Source organism: Mesorhizobium sp. AA22, assembly GCF_001672375.2.
GTDB classification, from domain to species: Bacteria; Pseudomonadota; Alphaproteobacteria; order Rhizobiales; family Rhizobiaceae; genus Mesorhizobium; species Mesorhizobium wenxiniae.
Genome location: NZ_CP048406.1, coordinates 1,875,807 through 1,891,908, shown reverse-complemented (window position 1 = coordinate 1,891,908; position 16,102 = coordinate 1,875,807). Strand labels below are relative to the sequence as shown.

At 63.2% G+C, this 16,102-nt stretch carries 17 protein-coding genes; 6 read left to right on the top strand and 11 right to left on the bottom strand.

The window, feature by feature from the left end; translation table 11 throughout:
• Window positions 1-112: 112 nt before the first annotated feature.
• Complete coding sequence (gene minC, locus A9K68_RS09295; protein WP_065009077.1) at window positions 113-871, bottom strand: septum site-determining protein MinC; 759 nt, start codon at window positions 869-871, stop codon at window positions 113-115.
• 169 nt (window positions 872-1,040) lie between these two features.
• Window positions 1,041-1,484, bottom strand: coding sequence for a hypothetical protein (locus A9K68_RS09290; RefSeq protein WP_065009078.1), 444 nt, complete (start codon window positions 1,482-1,484; stop codon window positions 1,041-1,043).
• Between the two features lie 278 nt (window positions 1,485-1,762).
• On the opposite strand from A9K68_RS09290, the gene A9K68_RS09285 reads away from it, so the two are divergent.
• Entirely contained in the window at window positions 1,763-2,476 is a 714-nt protein-coding gene (locus A9K68_RS09285) for an SOS response-associated peptidase (RefSeq protein WP_029351312.1), read from the top strand.
• On the opposite strand, the gene A9K68_RS09280 is transcribed toward A9K68_RS09285, so the two are convergent.
• Both A9K68_RS09280 and A9K68_RS09275 read right to left on the bottom strand, forming a co-directional pair.
• A complete protein-coding gene (locus A9K68_RS09280; RefSeq protein WP_065009079.1) occupies window positions 2,473-2,733 on the bottom strand; it encodes a hypothetical protein in 261 nt (86 codons plus the stop codon). The two genes, A9K68_RS09285 and A9K68_RS09280, sit on opposite strands and share 4 nt — an antisense overlap.
• A gap of 3 nt (window positions 2,734-2,736) precedes the next feature.
• Window positions 2,737-2,997, bottom strand: a complete 261-nt coding sequence (locus tag A9K68_RS09275) for a hypothetical protein (protein ID WP_065009080.1) — start codon at window positions 2,995-2,997, stop codon at window positions 2,737-2,739.
• Between the two features lie 136 nt (window positions 2,998-3,133).
• Here A9K68_RS09275 and A9K68_RS09270 point away from each other — a divergent pair, with 136 nt between their 5' ends.
• The 3 genes from A9K68_RS09270 (at window position 3,134) to A9K68_RS09260 (ending at window position 6,442) form a co-directional block, all read left to right on the top strand.
• Window positions 3,134-3,328, top strand: a complete 195-nt coding sequence (locus A9K68_RS09270) for a hypothetical protein (protein ID WP_082982460.1) — start codon at window positions 3,134-3,136, stop codon at window positions 3,326-3,328.
• A gap of 329 nt (window positions 3,329-3,657) precedes the next feature.
• Complete coding sequence (locus tag A9K68_RS09265) at window positions 3,658-4,644, top strand: ABC transporter substrate-binding protein (protein ID WP_246811327.1); 987 nt, start codon at window positions 3,658-3,660, stop codon at window positions 4,642-4,644.
• A complete protein-coding gene (locus tag A9K68_RS09260) occupies window positions 4,628-6,442 on the top strand; it encodes an adenylate/guanylate cyclase domain-containing protein (protein WP_065009082.1) in 1,815 nt (604 codons plus the stop codon). The genes A9K68_RS09265 and A9K68_RS09260 overlap by 17 nt, the downstream gene beginning before the upstream one ends.
• Window positions 6,443-6,624: 182 nt before the next feature.
• Here the strand turns inward: A9K68_RS09260 and A9K68_RS31275 are convergent, their stop codons facing one another.
• The 5 genes from A9K68_RS31275 to A9K68_RS09240 form a co-directional block, all read right to left on the bottom strand.
• Complete coding sequence (locus tag A9K68_RS31275; RefSeq protein WP_156768381.1) at window positions 6,625-6,774, bottom strand: hypothetical protein; 150 nt, start codon at window positions 6,772-6,774, stop codon at window positions 6,625-6,627.
• Window positions 6,775-6,777: 3 nt separating this feature from the next.
• Window positions 6,778-7,107 carry a DUF2934 domain-containing protein gene (locus tag A9K68_RS09255; RefSeq protein WP_065009114.1) on the bottom strand — a complete coding sequence of 110 codons (330 nt, stop codon included), beginning with the start codon at window positions 7,105-7,107 and terminating at the stop codon, window positions 6,778-6,780.
• 129 nt (window positions 7,108-7,236) lie between these two features.
• Window positions 7,237-7,902, bottom strand: a complete 666-nt coding sequence (locus tag A9K68_RS09250) for a BA14K family protein (RefSeq protein ID WP_065009083.1) — start codon at window positions 7,900-7,902, stop codon at window positions 7,237-7,239.
• A 170-nt stretch (window positions 7,903-8,072) separates the two neighbouring features.
• The gene (locus A9K68_RS09245; protein ID WP_065009115.1) at window positions 8,073-9,176 is read right to left on the bottom strand and encodes a KamA family radical SAM protein; all 1,104 of its coding nucleotides are present in this window, start codon (window positions 9,174-9,176) and stop codon (window positions 8,073-8,075) included.
• A 181-nt stretch (window positions 9,177-9,357) separates the two neighbouring features.
• A complete protein-coding gene (locus A9K68_RS09240) occupies window positions 9,358-10,662 on the bottom strand; it encodes a mechanosensitive ion channel domain-containing protein (RefSeq protein WP_065009084.1) in 1,305 nt (434 codons plus the stop codon).
• Window positions 10,663-11,224: 562 nt separating this feature from the next.
• Here A9K68_RS09240 and A9K68_RS09235 point away from each other — a divergent pair.
• Complete coding sequence (locus A9K68_RS09235; RefSeq protein ID WP_065009085.1) at window positions 11,225-11,656, top strand: class I SAM-dependent methyltransferase; 432 nt, start codon at window positions 11,225-11,227, stop codon at window positions 11,654-11,656.
• Window positions 11,657-11,718: 62 nt separating this feature from the next.
• Here the strand turns inward: A9K68_RS09235 and A9K68_RS09230 are convergent, their stop codons facing one another.
• Window positions 11,719-13,341, bottom strand: a complete 1,623-nt coding sequence (locus A9K68_RS09230; protein WP_065009086.1) for an ABC-F family ATP-binding cassette domain-containing protein — start codon at window positions 13,339-13,341, stop codon at window positions 11,719-11,721.
• 178 nt (window positions 13,342-13,519) lie between these two features.
• Between A9K68_RS09230 and A9K68_RS09225 the strand changes: the two genes are divergently transcribed.
• Window positions 13,520-13,861, top strand: coding sequence for a hypothetical protein (locus tag A9K68_RS09225; protein WP_065009087.1), 342 nt, complete (start codon window positions 13,520-13,522; stop codon window positions 13,859-13,861).
• 153 nt (window positions 13,862-14,014) lie between these two features.
• Here A9K68_RS09225 and A9K68_RS09220 read toward each other — a convergent pair whose 3' ends face one another.
• Window positions 14,015-16,030 carry an amidase gene (locus A9K68_RS09220; RefSeq protein WP_065009088.1) on the bottom strand — a complete coding sequence of 672 codons (2,016 nt, stop codon included), beginning with the start codon at window positions 16,028-16,030 and terminating at the stop codon, window positions 14,015-14,017.
• Between the last annotated feature and the right edge of the window lie 72 nt (window positions 16,031-16,102).

The window sequence follows — 16,102 nt, the reverse complement described above, 5'->3', positions numbered from 1 at the left end:
ATATGCCTCCATTATTGTTGTTGGTATTGTTAAGCGTCTGATTTAGGAGATCCGCTTAAGTAGTTGTTTCATATGCATCATAAAAACATTGCGCACCTTTGGCCGGCATTGCTTAGCTGAACGGCGCGATACGCAACGTGTCTTTTTCGAGAAACGCCTGCACCGCCTTTCCACGCAAGGACGGCTCCATCTCCTCGGCGGTGCAATACCAGCCGTCGACCGACAGCAGCTCGGCCTCGTTCTTGCGGCAGAAGATGCGCGCCGCCGAATGGCCGAGCACCCCGGCAGACGCCCGCCCGCGCAGCGTGCCGTAGACATGGATGGAGCCGGCGGCGACGATCTCGGAACCGGAGGCGACGGAGCCCAGCACGATGACATCGCCATGCGCGTGGAAGACCGACTGTCCCGAGCGGATCGGGGTCTTGACCATCAGGGTGGCCGGCGGTTCCGGCTGCCTGTCTTCTGGCTTGCCCTGTTCCGCCTTGCCTTCTTCCGGCTTGCCCGCCTCTTCAGGCCTGCCCTTGCTGTCGGCCTGCATCAGCAGCCCGGCGGTGGCCTCTTTCGCACCGATCAGCACGGGCGGCAGATTGGCATCGAGCGCCGTGTTGCCGTCGAGCTCGATGGCGTAGATGCGGATGCCGCGCAGGCCAAGCTCAGCAACCAGCGCTTCGATCTGGCCGACCTCAGGCTTCAGCGTGTTGAGGTTGAGCACCACCGGCCGGCCGGCGAAATAGCCCGGTGAATTGCCGATCCAGCGATCGAGGCTCTCCAGCCACTCAGAAAGCGGGGCCTCCGGCGTCAGCGTGAAGGCGACGAACGAGCGGGCGCGAAAACGAATGGATTTGGTCTCGACGGGGGCGGCGAAGGTCACGGACAGCGATTCCTTACTGATAGGTAAACGCTAGCCAGCCATGGTTAACGAAAGGTTAACGGAGGGGGTATTCGCGACATTAGGAAAGCCATTTACTGACTGGCCCGGCTGTGTCAGCAGCCGAGCGGGCAGCGCTGGAAATTGCTTGCCCTTCTCGACACCTTGCTGGCTAAGTGCCCTTTGCTGCGTCCTCGATAAGTTCCGCTAGCAAGGTAGAGAACCGCTCGTCAGTCCTATCCCCTATGTTTCCCACTTCTCTTGCCACCATCCCGGGCGAAGAGACCGACACTTGCCCACTCAGCTGAACGTTGACCGTGAACGTCCTTCCGACTTCCTCCTTCGCCACGCCCTGCTTGCTGTAGACTTTGAACCGGATAGATGGTGTTGACGCTTTGGCTTGGCGGCGTGGCGCGGTGTCCATCTCGACAGTCACCTCGCCCGCCACTTCAGCCTTGGCCGCCTCCAACGACGCAACCACGACGTGGTTTAGCCAGGCCCTGGCTTGCGCGCCGAAGTCCACCACACCTGCCTCCGCCTTCTTATTGCGGACCTTCCCCTCTTGCTCACGGGCTTCCTTCCCGCGCTCAAGGGCTTCTTTGAACTTAGACATCATGGTTTGCCTCCGATTGTAAGCGCATGAGACCAGGCGTCATATCCCGATGCTCCTCCTAATGGGTAGAACGCGCACAATCGGCGTCCGTTGCGTAAGCGGAGCCCGCGGTTCGCCGCTGCGCACGGTAGTTTCCTTCTGGCGCGGTCGATCGCCCGGGTGGGGGCGGTGATCGCGGCGCTGTGGTGGTGGCTGGGGTAGCGTGTCAGCAGCCGAGCGGACGGCGCTGGAATTTCCCTGCCCTTTCCCACAAGATGCCTGAACATCCCTGAGGGCTCGACATGTGCAACCTCTACAACATCACCACCAGCCAGGAGGCGATCCGCCAGTGGACCCGCGCCCTGCGCGACATCCTCGGCAATCTCGAGCCCTCCATCGACATCTACCCCAACCAGCCCGGCCCGGTGGTGCGCAACGCGCCGGACGGGACTCGCGAGCTGGCCAACCTGCTGTGGGGCATGCCGACGCCGATTGAGCGGGTGAAGGGCAAGGCCGACTACGGCACCACCAACATCCGCAACCCGCAATACGGCCACTGGCAGCAATATCTCGGCGTCGAGAACCGCTGCGTGGTGCCGCTCACCAGCTTCGCCGAACCGAGCCCGGCGCCGGGCGACAAGGACCCGGATACCGGTATCCAGAGGAACTACTGGTTCGCGCTGAACGAGGAGCGGCCGCTGTTCTTCTTCGCCGGCCTGTGGACGCGCTGGCAAGGCGTGCGCAAGGTCAAGGACGGCCCCGGCGACTTCGAGCTTTATGGTTTTCTGACCACCAAGCCAAACGCCCTGATCGCGCCAATTCACGAGAAGGCCATGCCTGTCATCCTGACCACCCAGGAGGAAACCGAGACCTGGCTGACAGCGCCCTGGTCGGAGGCCAGGCACCTGCAGCGCACGGCACCCGACGACGCGCTGGTGATCGTCGACAAGCCGGCGACGCAGATCAAGTTTCCGCCGCAGGCGTCACAGGCGCCCGTACAGGGTTCGCTGTTCTAAAGCTTGAACTTCTGCAGCACCCAGATGTAGCCCTTCGGCGGGTGGTCCTGGTCGATGAACTGGGTGCGCACGGTGGTGTCCTTCCGGCTGCACCGTTTGCACCTGAACCTGATCGCTTCCAGCGGCTTGTTCCAGCCCACCACCTGCGCGACATCATTGGCCCTGAAGCGTCCGACATGGTAGCAATGGCCGCACTCGACGATGAGCAGCATGTTGACCTTCGCGGCACGTCCAACGCTGTCCATCGGCCCGGCCATCGGTCATTTCCGGGCCAAATAGTCCTCGGGAAGCGGAAGCAGGCCAAGATCCGGCATCCGGAAATCGGGCTCCTTGTTCGCTAGGCTGGCCATCACCTCATGCAATTTGTCGACAAGTCCACTAAGCTGCCAATACAGCTCGCCATGCGCCTTCAGATGCAGCTGCGACGAAAGCACCGTCCTGCGCAGGCTCAGAGCGTCCTTGATGATCGCCTCCGCATCCCTCGTCGACAGCCTGTCAAACCGGCTTTTTCGTCTGCCCATCGCGGCTCTCCCTAATTTGTGAGCAACCGCCCCACCTGCTGACAAATAGGAAGGGATTCCTCACGGAGTCAATTCACACTTGACATATTTGTTCCCGTTTTGTTCAAGTTGAACAGAAACATTTGGAGGCATCTCCATGGACCACATCGTGACGCTCGACAGCCGCCAGGAGGCCGCCCTTCAGGCCATCGCCGACAGGTTCATCGCCCGGTACAAGGGCGATGCGGTGAGGGCCATCAAGGAAATGATCGTGCTGAATGGGCTTTTGCAGGAGCGGCTCGACGCGGTTGAGGGGATCGCGGCGGGCGACGCGCTAGGCGCTCAGAGATGACGGCAGCAGGACGCGTGTTCAATCGTGCCGTTCGAATGTCAGCTTAGCGCCAACTTCGTTTGATGCGATATCGGCGAATGACGGTTGTCGACGCCATTTTCTGACCTTCGCGCGGTCGAAACGGGGTCATGTGCGTCTCTTTCGCGCTTTCCGCCCAGCAGCTAGTGGTCGCTTTCTGAGTGGATCAAATAGCGCTATATTTGGGCACCAAGTGCTCGATGTGGGGAACGACTTTTTTGGATGAGCAGCCCCGGCGAAGCGTGAAATTCGCATCATTTGGGAATGGTTCCTGACATCGGCTGCCGTCCGAAACCGATCAGGTGGATCCAATGCGTCAAGGGTACTTCGCTCTTGCCTACCTGCTGGCACTGTTCGGTGGACCGTTTGCGGCCAGCCCTGGGCTGGCCGCAACTGTTCCGCATGTAGGCCTTCTCACCTATTGGGACTGCAGCCCGGGTATTGTTCAGGACGAATTCGGACCGTTTCTCAAGGGGCTCGAGGAACTGGGCTATAGGAAGGGCGAGACCTTTGCACTCGAGTGCCAGGCGGCTGGCAAGAATTACGACAGACTTGCCGAAGCGGCGCGCAAGCTGGTGCAGCTATCTGTGGACGTGATCGTGACAAGCTCTCAACCGGCGGGACGTGCAGCCCACCAGGTGACGGATTCGGTCCCGATCGTATCGATCGTCAGCGGGGATCCGATATCCGCTGGCCTCGTCGCCAGCCTCGCCAGACCAGGCGGCAATTTTACCGGGGTGAGCTACTATGCGACCGAACTTACTGCCAAGCGTCTGGAACTGCTGAAAGAAGCAATTCCGGGTATCGTCACGATCGGGGTTCTGGCCAACCCGGACGTTTCCTATTTGCCATTCGAGGCTGATGCAATGCGCGCGGCCGAAAAGCTCGGCATTGGCGTGAAGCTTCATCACATCAGGCAGCCGGCGGACCTCGATGTCGCAATCCCGGAAATGAAGAAAGAGAGCGTGCAGGCAATCTTCGTCCTGCCCGACGTCATGCTCGCCGGCGAGGCGGCACATATCGCCGATCTGGCACTCGAACAGCGGTTGCCGACGATGGCATGGGCTCCGTGGTATCCGCGAAACGGCTGTCTGCTTGCCTATTCCGCGGATTACGCGGAGATGCTGCATCGGCTGGCTTTCTATGTCGACCGGATTCTCAAGGGAACGAATCCCGGCGATCTTCCGCTCGAGCAACCGACAAAGTTCGAGCTGTCGATCAATTTGAAAACGGCCAATGCCCTCGGCATCGATCTGCCGCAGACCGTACTGATCATGGCTGATGAAGTCATCGAATGAGGATGATGTGCGGGATTCGATCCATCCCGAGGCCGCCCCCGTGCGCCGATCACTGTTTCGGAAGTATTTCATCGCCCTTTTCGCGGCCGTCATTGTCCCCGTAACTGCCAGCGGCATCAGCGACGCCTGGTTCGGCTATCGCGACCAGCGTGCCATGCTCAGCGCTCTCTTGCGGGTGGAAGCCACATCGGCAGCCGGCAGGATGCAGAGCTTTCTCGACGACATCAGGGATCAGCTCGGCTGGATGGTCCAAAGGACCTTGACCGCGGACACCCGGGGACAACGGCTGGATGCACTGCGGGCGATGCGCCAAGCCCCGGCAATCGTCAGCATAAGTCTTGTCGACCGTGCTGGCGTGGAGCGGCTGCACGTCTCCCGCATTGACCTGAACAGGGTTGAAGGAGGATTGGATCGCTCAGGTGATCCTGCCGTTGTGGGAGCCCTGTCGACGGGGATATGGTATGGCCCGGTCACCTACCGCGATGGCTCCGAACCGTTCATGACCATGGCACTGTGGGGACCCGGCGAGAGATACGGCATCGTCGTCGTCGAGATCAACCTGAAGCTCATTTGGGTTGTCATTTCGGAAATTCGTGTGGGGCGCAGCGGCCAGGCATTTGTTCTCGACCAGACCGGCCGGATCATCGCTCACCCAGACATCAGCAAAGTGTTGCGGGGCACCGACGAGAACACTGCGGAGGCCCTGCTCAGATTGCGGGACGAGATCGCCACAGCAGGTGGCGAGGCGACGACGGCCCGCAACGCCGAGGATGAACGCGTCGTGACTGCGATGGCACCGATCCCCAGTGTTGGCTGGACTGTGTTCGTCGAGCAGCCGCAGGCAGAGGCGTTTGCACCGCTCTATGCTTCTTTGTGGCGCACTGGTGGCCTGTTGCTTGCGGCAATCGTCTTGGCGGCGGCGCTCGCCTACTGGCTTGCCAGGCGCATGACCGGCCCGATCCGCCTGCTGGAGGAGGGCACCGAAAAAATCGGTGCCGGACAGTTCGATCACCGGATCGACATCGCCACCGGAGATGAACTTGAACGGCTGGCGGTCCGGTTCAATCAGATGGCGCAGGAACTCGCCATATCGCGGGATCGCTCCGAGCGGATCGCGCGGCTGAAACGCTTTCTCGCACCGCAGGTCGCCGAGCTCGTGGAAAAATCCGGTGACGAGAGCGTACTCGCGGGCCAGCGGGCGGAGGTGGTCGCAGTCTTCTGCGATCTACGCGGCTTTACCGCGTTCTCGGCGCATGCGGAACCCGATGACGTCATGAAGGTATTGCGCGACTACTATGAGGCTCTCGGCGCGATCATCACACGCTACGAGGCCACGCTGACCAACTTCTCGGCGGACGGGTTGATGGTACTTGTCAACGCCCCTGTGCCGAGCGCGGACCCAGCGCTTCGCGCTGTCGAGATGGCGATTGACATGCAGGACGCGATTCAACGGCTAATCGCCGCGTGGCGTCTGCGCGGCCACGCGGTCGGTTTCGGCATAGGGCTCGCGATGGGATGGGCGACGGTCGGCCGAATTGGCTATGAGGCCCGCGTTGACTACACCGCGATCGGCAATGTCGTGAACCTGGCGTCCAGACTGTGTTCGTCGGCCGATGATCAGCAAATTCTCACCGATGACTCTGTGGCGTGTTCCGTCGGCGGCAAGATTCCGATGGTCGCCCTCGGCGCGCGCCACCTCAAGGGCTTCGATGAGGAAGTACGCGTGTACGACGTCGGAATACGGAGCCTGACGTCAGATTTCGCTCCTGATGCGACGGAGATCAGTGCGAAAAGCTAGACTTGGCTAAAATCGATCTTGGGACGCGGCTGGAGCCGCCATGGGCGTCGCTGCTGCTTCCGGACTAAGGCTGGTGGACGCATCATGTTCTCGTAAAGTGTTCGGCGCAGAGATGCGCCGCCGTCTTCGCAGGTTCCGCCAGGCATCCGACGCGGCTGCCTGGCAGGCGACGGCACGCCCCATCAATGCCGCTTGAAATACTGCACCTCGCGTTCGTGCTTCTCCGCAGCCTCGCGGCTGTCAAACGTCCCGAGATTGCGGCGCTTGCCGGTCTTTTCGTCCTTGTTGCGCGAATAGAGGCGGTATTTTCCGTCTTTGAGTTTTCTGATCATCTGTCACTCCCCGAGCCGCCGCTTCCCCTTGAGGTTGCGCGCGGCTTGCTCGATCGCCGCCCGGTCGTTTCCCAGCCTGTCGAGCAGCTCCTGCGCCTGGTCGCCCGATATGCCGGTGCGCACCGCCAGGGCCTCCACCGTCAAGACGTCGGAGCTCGCGACCTCGCGGGTTTCCGGCAGGGCATCGCCTGCCGTCAGCGGCAGGGCTGCCTCCCTGTCGATCTCGGCCTCGGCCCGGTGCCAGTGCCGCTCGGGATCGCCATGGATGCGGCCTTCACGTTCCCAGATCTGGTATGCGCGCTCACGAATCCTGTCTTCCCGGTCGTCGCCCATGTTGATTCCTCCTTTGGGTATCGGATGAACGCGGCGCCAACCCGAACGATCCAAGAAATCTGCGTGTGATCGTTGGGTGGGGTCCAAAAGGCGCCACGCACTGCAGCCGCCAGCCCGCCCCCGCCCTACCTACTCGCACTGCCGGCGCGGGCCGCCGGAATAGGGCTGGTAGGTGTTGTCTTCCGGCCGGTAGGAGCGATAGCGGCTGAAGCAATATTGCACGTGGTCGGGCGGAAGCCAGGCGCCACCGGTTTCATCCGCCGGAACGTTCCCATCCATTGACCACGTGTCGGTCGCCTCGGCATAGCTGGCGCTCTCGGCAGGCTGTACGACGCGCTTGGCCGCGCCGGCATCGAGATAGGGCGAGATGCAGGGACGCTGCTCTCCGCTATAGGATGTGTAGTGGTCGTCGCTTGGCCTGTAGGAGCGGTAGCGGCTTGCGCACCATTCCACATGGGCGGCGGGCACCGCCTGCTGCTCGTCGGCTGCCGGGATAGAGGCGGTAGCGTTGGGGTCGGGCGCCGAAGCTGCGGCATCGGCAGGTTTCTCGGTGCGATCGACGGGGACCTGATCAACTGCGACCTCTGGGACCTCGCGGGCGGGAAGGCGCTCAAGACGCTGCGAAGCGGGGTTCACCTTCCGCGGCTCCCTCGGCCACAGTTCGGCAACGCTGGAAGTCGGGGCGGCCTGCCGCACCGGCTCGGCGGAAAGAATCCAGACGGCGAAAGCTAATCCGCTGGCGAAAACCGCCAGCGTCAGCACAAAGCCGCCAAGTACCGCTGATAAAACTTTCACCTGCGCTCCTTTGCCCCGTCATCTCTAGAAATGCGAGGCATTGGATACGGTTCCAACGAGGAGTGGCACAAGCTTGCGCGCTGAAGGAAGTCTCCGTTTCTCGAAAGGCCCCTCTCCGTCTCGGCTTCGCCGAGCCACCTCTCCCGCTTGGGGGGCGAGGAACCCAGGGTTCAAAGGTCGCCGACAAGCTCCGTATAGGTCCTCAGCTCGCCATCCTGCCCGCGAATCCGCCAGGTCGCTCCGTCCTGCGCCTCGGCATAGGATGCGCCGAGCGGCACTTTGCCGCCGCCGTCCGGCAGGTCCAGCACATAGACGAAATTGCAGATGCCCGACAGGCGCGCGCGGAGCGCGCTGGCCAGCGCCTGTCCCTCGGCGATGGTGGTGCGCCGGTGCGCCATGCCGCGCGCGAGGTCGCCGTGGTGCAGGTAATAGGGTTTTACGCCGAGGCGGTACATCAGCTCGCGGCACAGCTCCTCCAGCACCTCGACCGTGTCGTTGACGCCTTTCAGGAGAACGCTCTGGTTCAGCAGCACGAAGCCGCCTTGCCGCAACGCGCGACAGGCCTGCTCAGCGGCATCAGTGATTTCGCAAGCGTGGTTGAAATGGGTGACAACCGTGACCATCAGCCGGCCCTGCAGGGAGCGAACCAGCCCTGAGGTGATACGCGAGGGCAGAGCGACCGGCACGCGGGTGTGGATGCGCAAGAGCCGCACATGCGGAACCGCCTCGATGCGGGCGCGGATTTCCGCCAGCGCCTTGTCCGGCAGCGACAGCGGATCGCCGCCGGTCAGGATCACCTCGCGGATTTCGGGATGGGCCTCGATATAGGCGAAGGCCGGCTCCAGCGCCTCGCGCGAAAAACCGCGGCCGATCGAAGTCAGCGACTCCTTGCGAAAGCAGAACCGGCAATAGACCGCGCATTGATAGGTCGGGAACAGCAAAACCCGGTCGGCATGACGATGCGTCAATCGCGGCACCGGACTGAAGGCATGGTCGGCGATCGGATCATCGAGCTCGCCTTCCAGCTCGGCCAGTTCTTCGGGCGACGGGATGACCTGCGCGCGGATGGGGTCGGCGGGGTCGCTCCAGTCGATCAGATCGAGATAGGCTTTTGGGATGCGAACCTTGTGGCGCGTCGCCGCGGCTTGAGCCGCCTCGCGCTCGGCCGGCGACAGCGGCAGGGAATCCAGATCGCGCACATGCCGCACGCCCGCGCGAATATCGTCCTGCCACGAGGCGTCATCATCGTGGGCGCGCCCGTCATCGGCGGCCATGCCGGCTGCAGCCATGCCGGCGTCGGGGATGTCGAGGTGTGAGGTCATCGAAGGCTCCTTGAATTCGGGGCTGGATACAGCATTGGAGCCATGGCTTGAAGGCAATAAGCGTTGCCGAGATGGCAGGGACGAAAAGGCCGCGCTCAGCGGCTCGGCGCCGCGACCCGGTGCACCCTACCCATCAGCGCCCGCTTGATTTCCCAGCGCGCCCATCCGGCTTCATGATGATCTCGCGATGCGGATAAGGGATGTCTATGCCGTTTTCCCTAAAGGTGTCCCACAGCGCCAGCAGTACCCTGCCGCGCACGTTGGTCAGACCTTGCTGAGGGTCGTGGATCCAGAAGCGCAGCACGAAGTTGAGCGAGGAGTCGCCGAAGTCCGTGAGCCAGCAGACCGGCCGCCGGTCCGCTTCGACCCGGCCGACGCTCATGGCGGCCGCTATCGCCAGTTCGCTGACCTTATGCGGGTCGGCGTCGTAAGAGACCCCGAAATTCACGTCGAGCCGCACGAGGTTGTCGCTGAACGACCAGTTGATGACCCTTTGGGTGATGAAGTCTTCGTTCGGGATCAGGTATTCGCGGCCGTCGCGCGTCACCACCGAGACAAACCGCGCCCGCAATTCGCGTACCCAGCCGAAGGTGCCTTCGAGCGAAATGGTGTCGCCCGGCTTGATCGACTTGTCGAGCAGGATGATCATGCCGGAGACGAAATTTGAAACGACCTTTTGCAGCCCGAAAGCCAGGCCGACGCCGACGGCACCGGAGAATATCGTCAGAGCCGTCAGGTCGAGACCGACGGAAGACAGGGCGATGGCACCCGCCACCAGCACAAGGCCCACTTTTGCGACCTTGCCGACGAGGACGCGGATCGAGGGTGTCAGCTCTTCGGAGATCCGGACGCGCTCATCGATATACTTGCCGACGACCACCGCAAGCCAAACCGTGGCGATCAGCAGCAGCGCCGCCTTCAGCACCATGAGCGCCGAAAGGCGCACCGCCCCCAAAGGTATTGCGAGGCTGTCCAGGAAAGCCGCGGCGGCGTCATCGATGCCCAGAATGACGAGGGCCGCATAGATCCAGGTCAGCCAGGCGAGAGCCCGCGCGACAAAGCGGTTGCGGATGATGCGCGACAGCACCGATGCGAACAGCCACGCGAGGGATAGCGAGAGCGCGATATAGATGAAATGGGTCCGGCTTGGCCAAGTGACGGCGCGCATGAGAGTGAGCGCGGCAAGCAGGAAGACCGTGAACAGGATCCAGTCGGTGCGCCGCAACAGCGCAACGACGACCCTCAACAGTCCGGGATGCCCCTTGATCTGGCGTGCCCGGTTCTCCATGAGCGGTTCGATGCGCTGCGCCGCGAGCTTCGCGACGAGGAAAAGCACGACGATGATGGCAGCCTGATAGAAAAACCACGGCGTGACGGCATAGTCGAACCATCGGCTGGCCCAGGCCAGCGATTCATCGATGGCGTTGCGAAAATCCATTCCCACACGACCGCTATGGACTGGCGAACAGCACATCCACAATGTCGCCGGCTTGGTGAAGGGTCAAGCCGACGATCGCGAAGCCCTCAAGCGAGCCTCCGCTCTGCGCTTCAGCCCCGGCGCCTCTGGCCGGTGCGCTCGACATTGCCGCCGCCACAGGTGTGGATGCCCTCTGGCGTGAGTTCCAGCACCCGGATTAAGCGCGCAGTCAGGAAGCGGCCGGCAGAAACATCCATGGTCAGAAACAGCCGCTGGAAACGGCAAACGCATAACATTAGCTTGCGCTTACATTAGCTTAAGCGTATGTATCTATGCGGCCGGTGATCTACCCCCCAACCGGTTAGGCTCGGCGCCAGTCCCCCCCTCAGGCCAACGACGCCGGGCCGCCCGGGGTTTTTTGCTCAAACGGGAAGCGCTTTTTAAGTACCTCCTACTGTTCGCTTTCGCCGGCTGCCGGTCGTCGAGGCCGGTGAACACATCGACTATCCCCTCAGGTCTCGGCCTTCCCGCCGCCAGCCACGCCCGCTAATCTCGGATCGCGGAAGAGGCTGGAGACGAGGGAATGACGAATGGTCTGTCGCCAAGGCTTTTGGCGATTGTCGATGCACTGCCTTTGCAGCAGGGCATGCGGATTCTGGAGATCGGCTGCGGCCCGGGTGCTGCGTCGCGCGAGATCACGCGCCGGATTGGCGACGGCCACGTGCTGGCGATCGACCGCTCGGCCAAGGCCATCGCGCAGGCCAGGGCTGCCTCGCGCGCCGAGATTGCAGCGGGCCGGCTGAGCCTGCGTCAGGCCGCCATCGAGGATTTCCAGTTGGAGGCGGACGAGCAGCACTTCGACATTGCCGTTGCGGTGCGCGTCGGCGCGCTGGACGGGCGTCATCCCGAGGCAGGAAAGATCGCCCTGCAACGGCTCAAGGCGGCGTTGACGGCGCAAGGCCGGCTGTTCATCGACGGCGGCAATCCGCTGCGCGAAATTGTTCTGCACGGCTGAGCAGCCCGTGGCTTCCTCTCCGAGCGTTTGGATGACGGTGAGCGGCAGCGCCGGCCTGCGCCTCAGCTCCGCAACCCAGGCGCCTCTTGTCCCGTCCTCTCGACATATTCCGTATAGCCGCCGCCATAGGTATGGATGCCCTCGGGCGTCAGTTCCAGCACCCTGTTCGACAGCGCCGCCAGAAAATGGCGGTCGTGCGAGACGAACAGCATGGTGCCCTCATACTGCGAAAGTGCTGTGATCAGCATTTCCTTGGTGGCGATGTCGAGGTGGTTGGTCGGCTCGTCCAGCACCAGAAGGTTGGGCGGGTCGAACAGCATCAGCGCCATCACCAGCCGCGCCTTCTCGCCGCCCGACAGCACCCGGCATTTCTTCTCGATCTCGTCGCCGGAAAAGCCGAAGCAGCCGGCCAGCGCCCTGAGCGGCGCCTGGCCTGCCTGTGGAAACGCGTCTTCCAGCGTCTGGAACACGGTGCGCTCGGCCTCCAGTACTTCCATTGCATGCTGGGCGAAATAGCCCATCTTGACGCTCGGGCCGCGCGCCACCGTGCCATTGTCCGGCTCGGAAGCGCCGGCCACCAGCTTCAGCAGCGTCGACTTGCCGGCGCCGTTGATGCCCATCACGCACCAGCGCTCGCGGCGGCGCACCTGGAAATCCAGCCCCTCGTAGATCGAGCGGCTGCCATAGCGCTTGTGGATGTTCTTCAGCGTCACCACGTCCTCGCCGCAGCGCGGCGCCGGCTGGAAATCGAACGATACCTTCTGGCGGCGCTTGGGCGGCTCGACGCGATCGATCTTCTCCAGCTTCTTCACCCGGCTCTGTACCTGGGCGGCATGCGAAGCGCGCGCCTTGAAGCGCTCGATGAAGGCGATCTCTTTGGCCAGCATCGCCTGCTGGCGCTCGAACTGCGCCTGCTGCTGCCGGTCGGCGATCGCCCGCTGCTGCTGGTAAAATTCGTAGTTGCCGGAGTAGGCAGTCAGCGAGCCGCCATCGATCTCGACCACCTTGTTGACGATGCGGTTCATGAACTCGCGGTCGTGCGAGGTCATCAAGAGCGCGCCGTCATAGCTTTTCAGGAACTGCTCCAGCCAGATCAGGCTTTCCAGGTCGAGATGGTTGCTCGGCTCATCGAGCAGCATGGCGTCGGGGCGCATCAGCAGGATCCTGGCCAGCGCCACGCGCATCTTCCAGCCGCCGGAGAGTTTTCCGACGTCGCCGTCCATCATCTCCTGGCTGAAGCCGAGGCCGTCCAGCACCTCGCGGGCGCGGCCATCCAGCGCATAGCCGTCGAGCTCCTCGAAACGCGCCTGCAGGTCGCCGTAGCGGGCAATGATGGCGTCCATCTCATCTGATCGCTCCGGGTCGCCCATGGCGGCTTCGAGCTCGCGCATCTCGGCCGCCACTTCGCTCACCGGCCCGGCGCCGTTCATCACTTCGGCGACAGCGCTGCGGCCTTCCATGTCGCCGACATCCTGGCTGAAATAGCCGATGGTGACGCCGCGATCGACCGAGACCTGGCCCTCATCGGGCTGCTCCTCGCCGTTGATCATGCGGAACAGCGTCGTCTTGCCGGCCCCGTTGGGGCCGACCAGCCCGACCTTCTCGCCCTTCTGCAAGGAGGCGGAGGCCTCGATGAAGACGATCTGCCGGCCGTTCTGCTTGCTGATACTTTCCAGTCGAATCATGCTTTCCACGCGTGCCAAAGGGATTTTCCCCGCGCCAATACGCGATAGGCCTCGCCTGCGGAAGCCCGCAAATCAAATGGCAATACGACACCAGTTTCGAGGTTCGAACTGAATCAGCGGAACCTTGGATATCGCCGGCAGTTTAGAAAGATAGCTCAAACACCGAAAGGAGAATGAGATGAAGACGGTTACCGCTATTTTGCTCGCCACCTCAATGATCGGCCTGACCGCCGGCACGGCAAGCGCCACCTGCCATGACACGACTGCATCGATCGAAGCTCAATCAGGCATCGCAAAAGACGGAACGCGTGCACCCCTCGAAACTGATGCGAATGCCGGTAGCAAGGTTGAGGGCGGCCCTGCCAATAAGGACGGCAACACCATGCCGCTAGCCAACCAGGAAGCCGGTGGGGATAAAAACCTTGCCACCTCGCAGCAGGATGTCGAGGCGCAGCAGGAGGGCGACAAGACAGCGGCGGCCAAAGCCGACGCCGGTAGCGACCCCTGCAAGCCGGACTGACGCAGATTGGAAAGCCGGCCGCAGACGGGCTGCATGCCGCCATTGATCATCGGTGGCATGCGGGTCGGCGCGATCGGCACTATCCCGCAGCTTCCCCTAGACTTGCGGCGATGCCATCCCGAGAGTCCAGAATGGGAATACGCGGAGGGCTTGCTATCCAATCCCTCCCGTCACTGCATATGAGCCGACTGCACGCCCGTCCTCAAGACGCACGACGGCGGTAACGATCGAGCCGTAAGAGCCGCGCCAGACGCTGTGGATTCTCTCATGCTCACTGGCCGGTACGACTGCACGCCCTGTAAAGCGCTCGTCGGTCCGCTGCATGCGAAGGGGCTCGCCGTTGACATGGACTTTCACGCTGGTCTCGGTTCCGACCTCGCCATGCACATCGAGCGTGACAGTTATCTCGTCCTGATCACCCGCACGGCGCGTCTCAGCGGCAAGCGTGACTGTCAGCGGCGGCGCCTCGTCGGGCTGGCGGGCGGCAGGCCGGGCGGCAAAGACATCGTCGGGAAGCTCCGGAGTGCGCGGCGGGCTGGTGCGGCGCTGGCCAAAACGCTCGAAATCGCCGGCTAGCCGAAGCAGCTTCGTATCTTCATAGGCCTTGCCGGCGAAGGTCAGTCCGACCGGCATGCCGATATCGGCCATAGTGCCCATCGGCACGGTGACGGTCGGAATGCCGAGATGGCGCGGCACCAGATTGCCGTTGGCGACCCAGGTGCCGTTGCGCCACGCAAGCGCGGCGGAGGCCTCGTTGACATCCGCATCGGCCGGCCCGACATCGGCGACGGCCGGAAACACCACTGCATCCAGCCCTTGCGCGTCGAGCCAGTCTTCGAAATCGATCCGCCGCGTTGCCTCGAGGCCTTTCAGGCCAGCGTCCAGCTCGGGAATGGCCTCGAATGGGGTGACGCCGCGCTTGGCCCGCCCGACATACTCCGCTAGATCGAAGCTGTCCTCGTAGCGGTCCGGCAGCGTGCCCGGCGGCTGCGGAAAGATCTTTGCGCCGTCGACCGAGGCGAGATCGGGGATGGCCGGATCGGCATTGGCGCGCAGGAAATCGTCCCAGGCGAAGACGCACAGGTCCCATATCTCGCGCTCGGCGAATTCTTCCGGAACCAGCCCGCGATCGACCATGTTTTTGGTGCCCGGCCGGTCGCGCTCGTAGTCGGAGACGACGGGGAAATCGACCTCGACCACATCAGCACCGAGCCGCCGCAAATCCGCTGCCGCCCGCTCCCACAGGTCGAGCACCGACGCGCGGGTCGGGATCGGAACGTCAGCCTCCGTGTCGCGGCCGATATACATGCCGGGCACGCCGAGCCGCACGCCTTGCAGCGCTCCCTCCAGCGTGAGGCCGGTATAGCGTGGCGGTCTGACATCGGAGCTCGTCGGCAGCGCCACCCAGGGCTGCGCGCGCCAGAAATCGCCTCTTGTGTTCGGGTCGTCGGCGACGGTCGCGTCGAGCAGTTCGAGCATGTCGGCAACGCTGCGCGTATGCGGCACCACCACGTCCATGGTCGGCACCAGCGGCCAGTTGCCACGCACGGAAATGACGCCGCGCGACGGCGTGTAGGCGACCAGCGCGTTGTTCGACGCCGGCGCCCGGCCCGACGACCATGTCTCCTCGCCGAGCCCGAAGGCGGCGAAGCTGGCGGCGGTCGCGGTGCCGGAACCATTCGACGAGCCCGAGGCGAAGGCGGCGGTCAGGTAATCGGCATTGTAGGGGCTTTCCGCCCGGCCGTAGACGCCGCGCTGCATGCCACCATTAGCCATCGGCGGCATGTTGGTAAGCCCGATCAGCACCGCGCCGCCGGCCCGCAGCCGCGCAATGGTGAAGGCGTCCTCGTTGGCGATGAGATGTTCGAAGGCCGGCGAGCCGGAGGCCACCGTCAGGCCCGATACCTTGTAGCTGTCCTTGGCGGTATAGGGGATGCCGTCCAACGGGCTGAGCACGGCACCATTCCTGCGGCGCTGGTCGGACGCGGCCGCCTCCTCGAACATTTCGGGATTGAGCACGGGGACGGCATTGAGGGTGATGCCATGGCGGTCGTAATGCGCAATCCTGCGCAGGCAGGCGCCGACCAGCTCGACGCTGGTGACCGTGCCGTCCTCCAGCGCTTGCCGCAACTGCTCGATCGAGGCCTCGACGATGTGGAGATCGGTCATGGTGTTCCTGCACCTGCGCGACGAAGAGGCCTTACATCGATTTTGTATAGGTCGCGACCCTTCAGAGGGGGG

Excerpts from the sequence above, each read along its gene's own strand:
- A9K68_RS09290 (WP_065009078.1), bottom strand. The coding sequence starts at position 1,484 with ATGATGTCTAAGTTCAAAGAAGCCCTTGAGCGCGGGAAGGAAGCCCGT.
- A9K68_RS09285 (WP_029351312.1), top strand. The coding sequence starts at position 1,763 with ATGTGCAACCTCTACAACATCACCACCAGCCAGGAGGCGATCCGCCAG.
- A9K68_RS09280 (WP_065009079.1), bottom strand. The coding sequence starts at position 2,733 with ATGGCCGGGCCGATGGACAGCGTTGGACGTGCCGCGAAGGTCAACATG.
- A9K68_RS09275 (WP_065009080.1), bottom strand. The coding sequence starts at position 2,997 with ATGGGCAGACGAAAAAGCCGGTTTGACAGGCTGTCGACGAGGGATGCG.
- A9K68_RS09270 (WP_082982460.1), top strand. The coding sequence starts at position 3,134 with ATGGACCACATCGTGACGCTCGACAGCCGCCAGGAGGCCGCCCTTCAG.
- A9K68_RS09265 (WP_246811327.1), top strand. The coding sequence starts at position 3,658 with ATGCGTCAAGGGTACTTCGCTCTTGCCTACCTGCTGGCACTGTTCGGT.
- A9K68_RS09260 (WP_065009082.1), top strand. The coding sequence starts at position 4,628 with ATGAAGTCATCGAATGAGGATGATGTGCGGGATTCGATCCATCCCGAG.
- A9K68_RS31275 (WP_156768381.1), bottom strand. The coding sequence starts at position 6,774 with ATGATCAGAAAACTCAAAGACGGAAAATACCGCCTCTATTCGCGCAAC.
- A9K68_RS09255 (WP_065009114.1), bottom strand. The coding sequence starts at position 7,107 with ATGGGCGACGACCGGGAAGACAGGATTCGTGAGCGCGCATACCAGATC.
- A9K68_RS09245 (WP_065009115.1), bottom strand. The coding sequence starts at position 9,176 with ATGGCCGCCGATGACGGGCGCGCCCACGATGATGACGCCTCGTGGCAG.
- A9K68_RS09240 (WP_065009084.1), bottom strand. The coding sequence starts at position 10,662 with ATGGATTTTCGCAACGCCATCGATGAATCGCTGGCCTGGGCCAGCCGA.
- A9K68_RS09235 (WP_065009085.1), top strand. The coding sequence starts at position 11,225 with ATGACGAATGGTCTGTCGCCAAGGCTTTTGGCGATTGTCGATGCACTG.
- A9K68_RS09230 (WP_065009086.1), bottom strand. The coding sequence starts at position 13,341 with ATGATTCGACTGGAAAGTATCAGCAAGCAGAACGGCCGGCAGATCGTC.
- A9K68_RS09225 (WP_065009087.1), top strand. The coding sequence starts at position 13,520 with ATGAAGACGGTTACCGCTATTTTGCTCGCCACCTCAATGATCGGCCTG.
- A9K68_RS09220 (WP_065009088.1), bottom strand. The coding sequence starts at position 16,030 with ATGACCGATCTCCACATCGTCGAGGCCTCGATCGAGCAGTTGCGGCAA.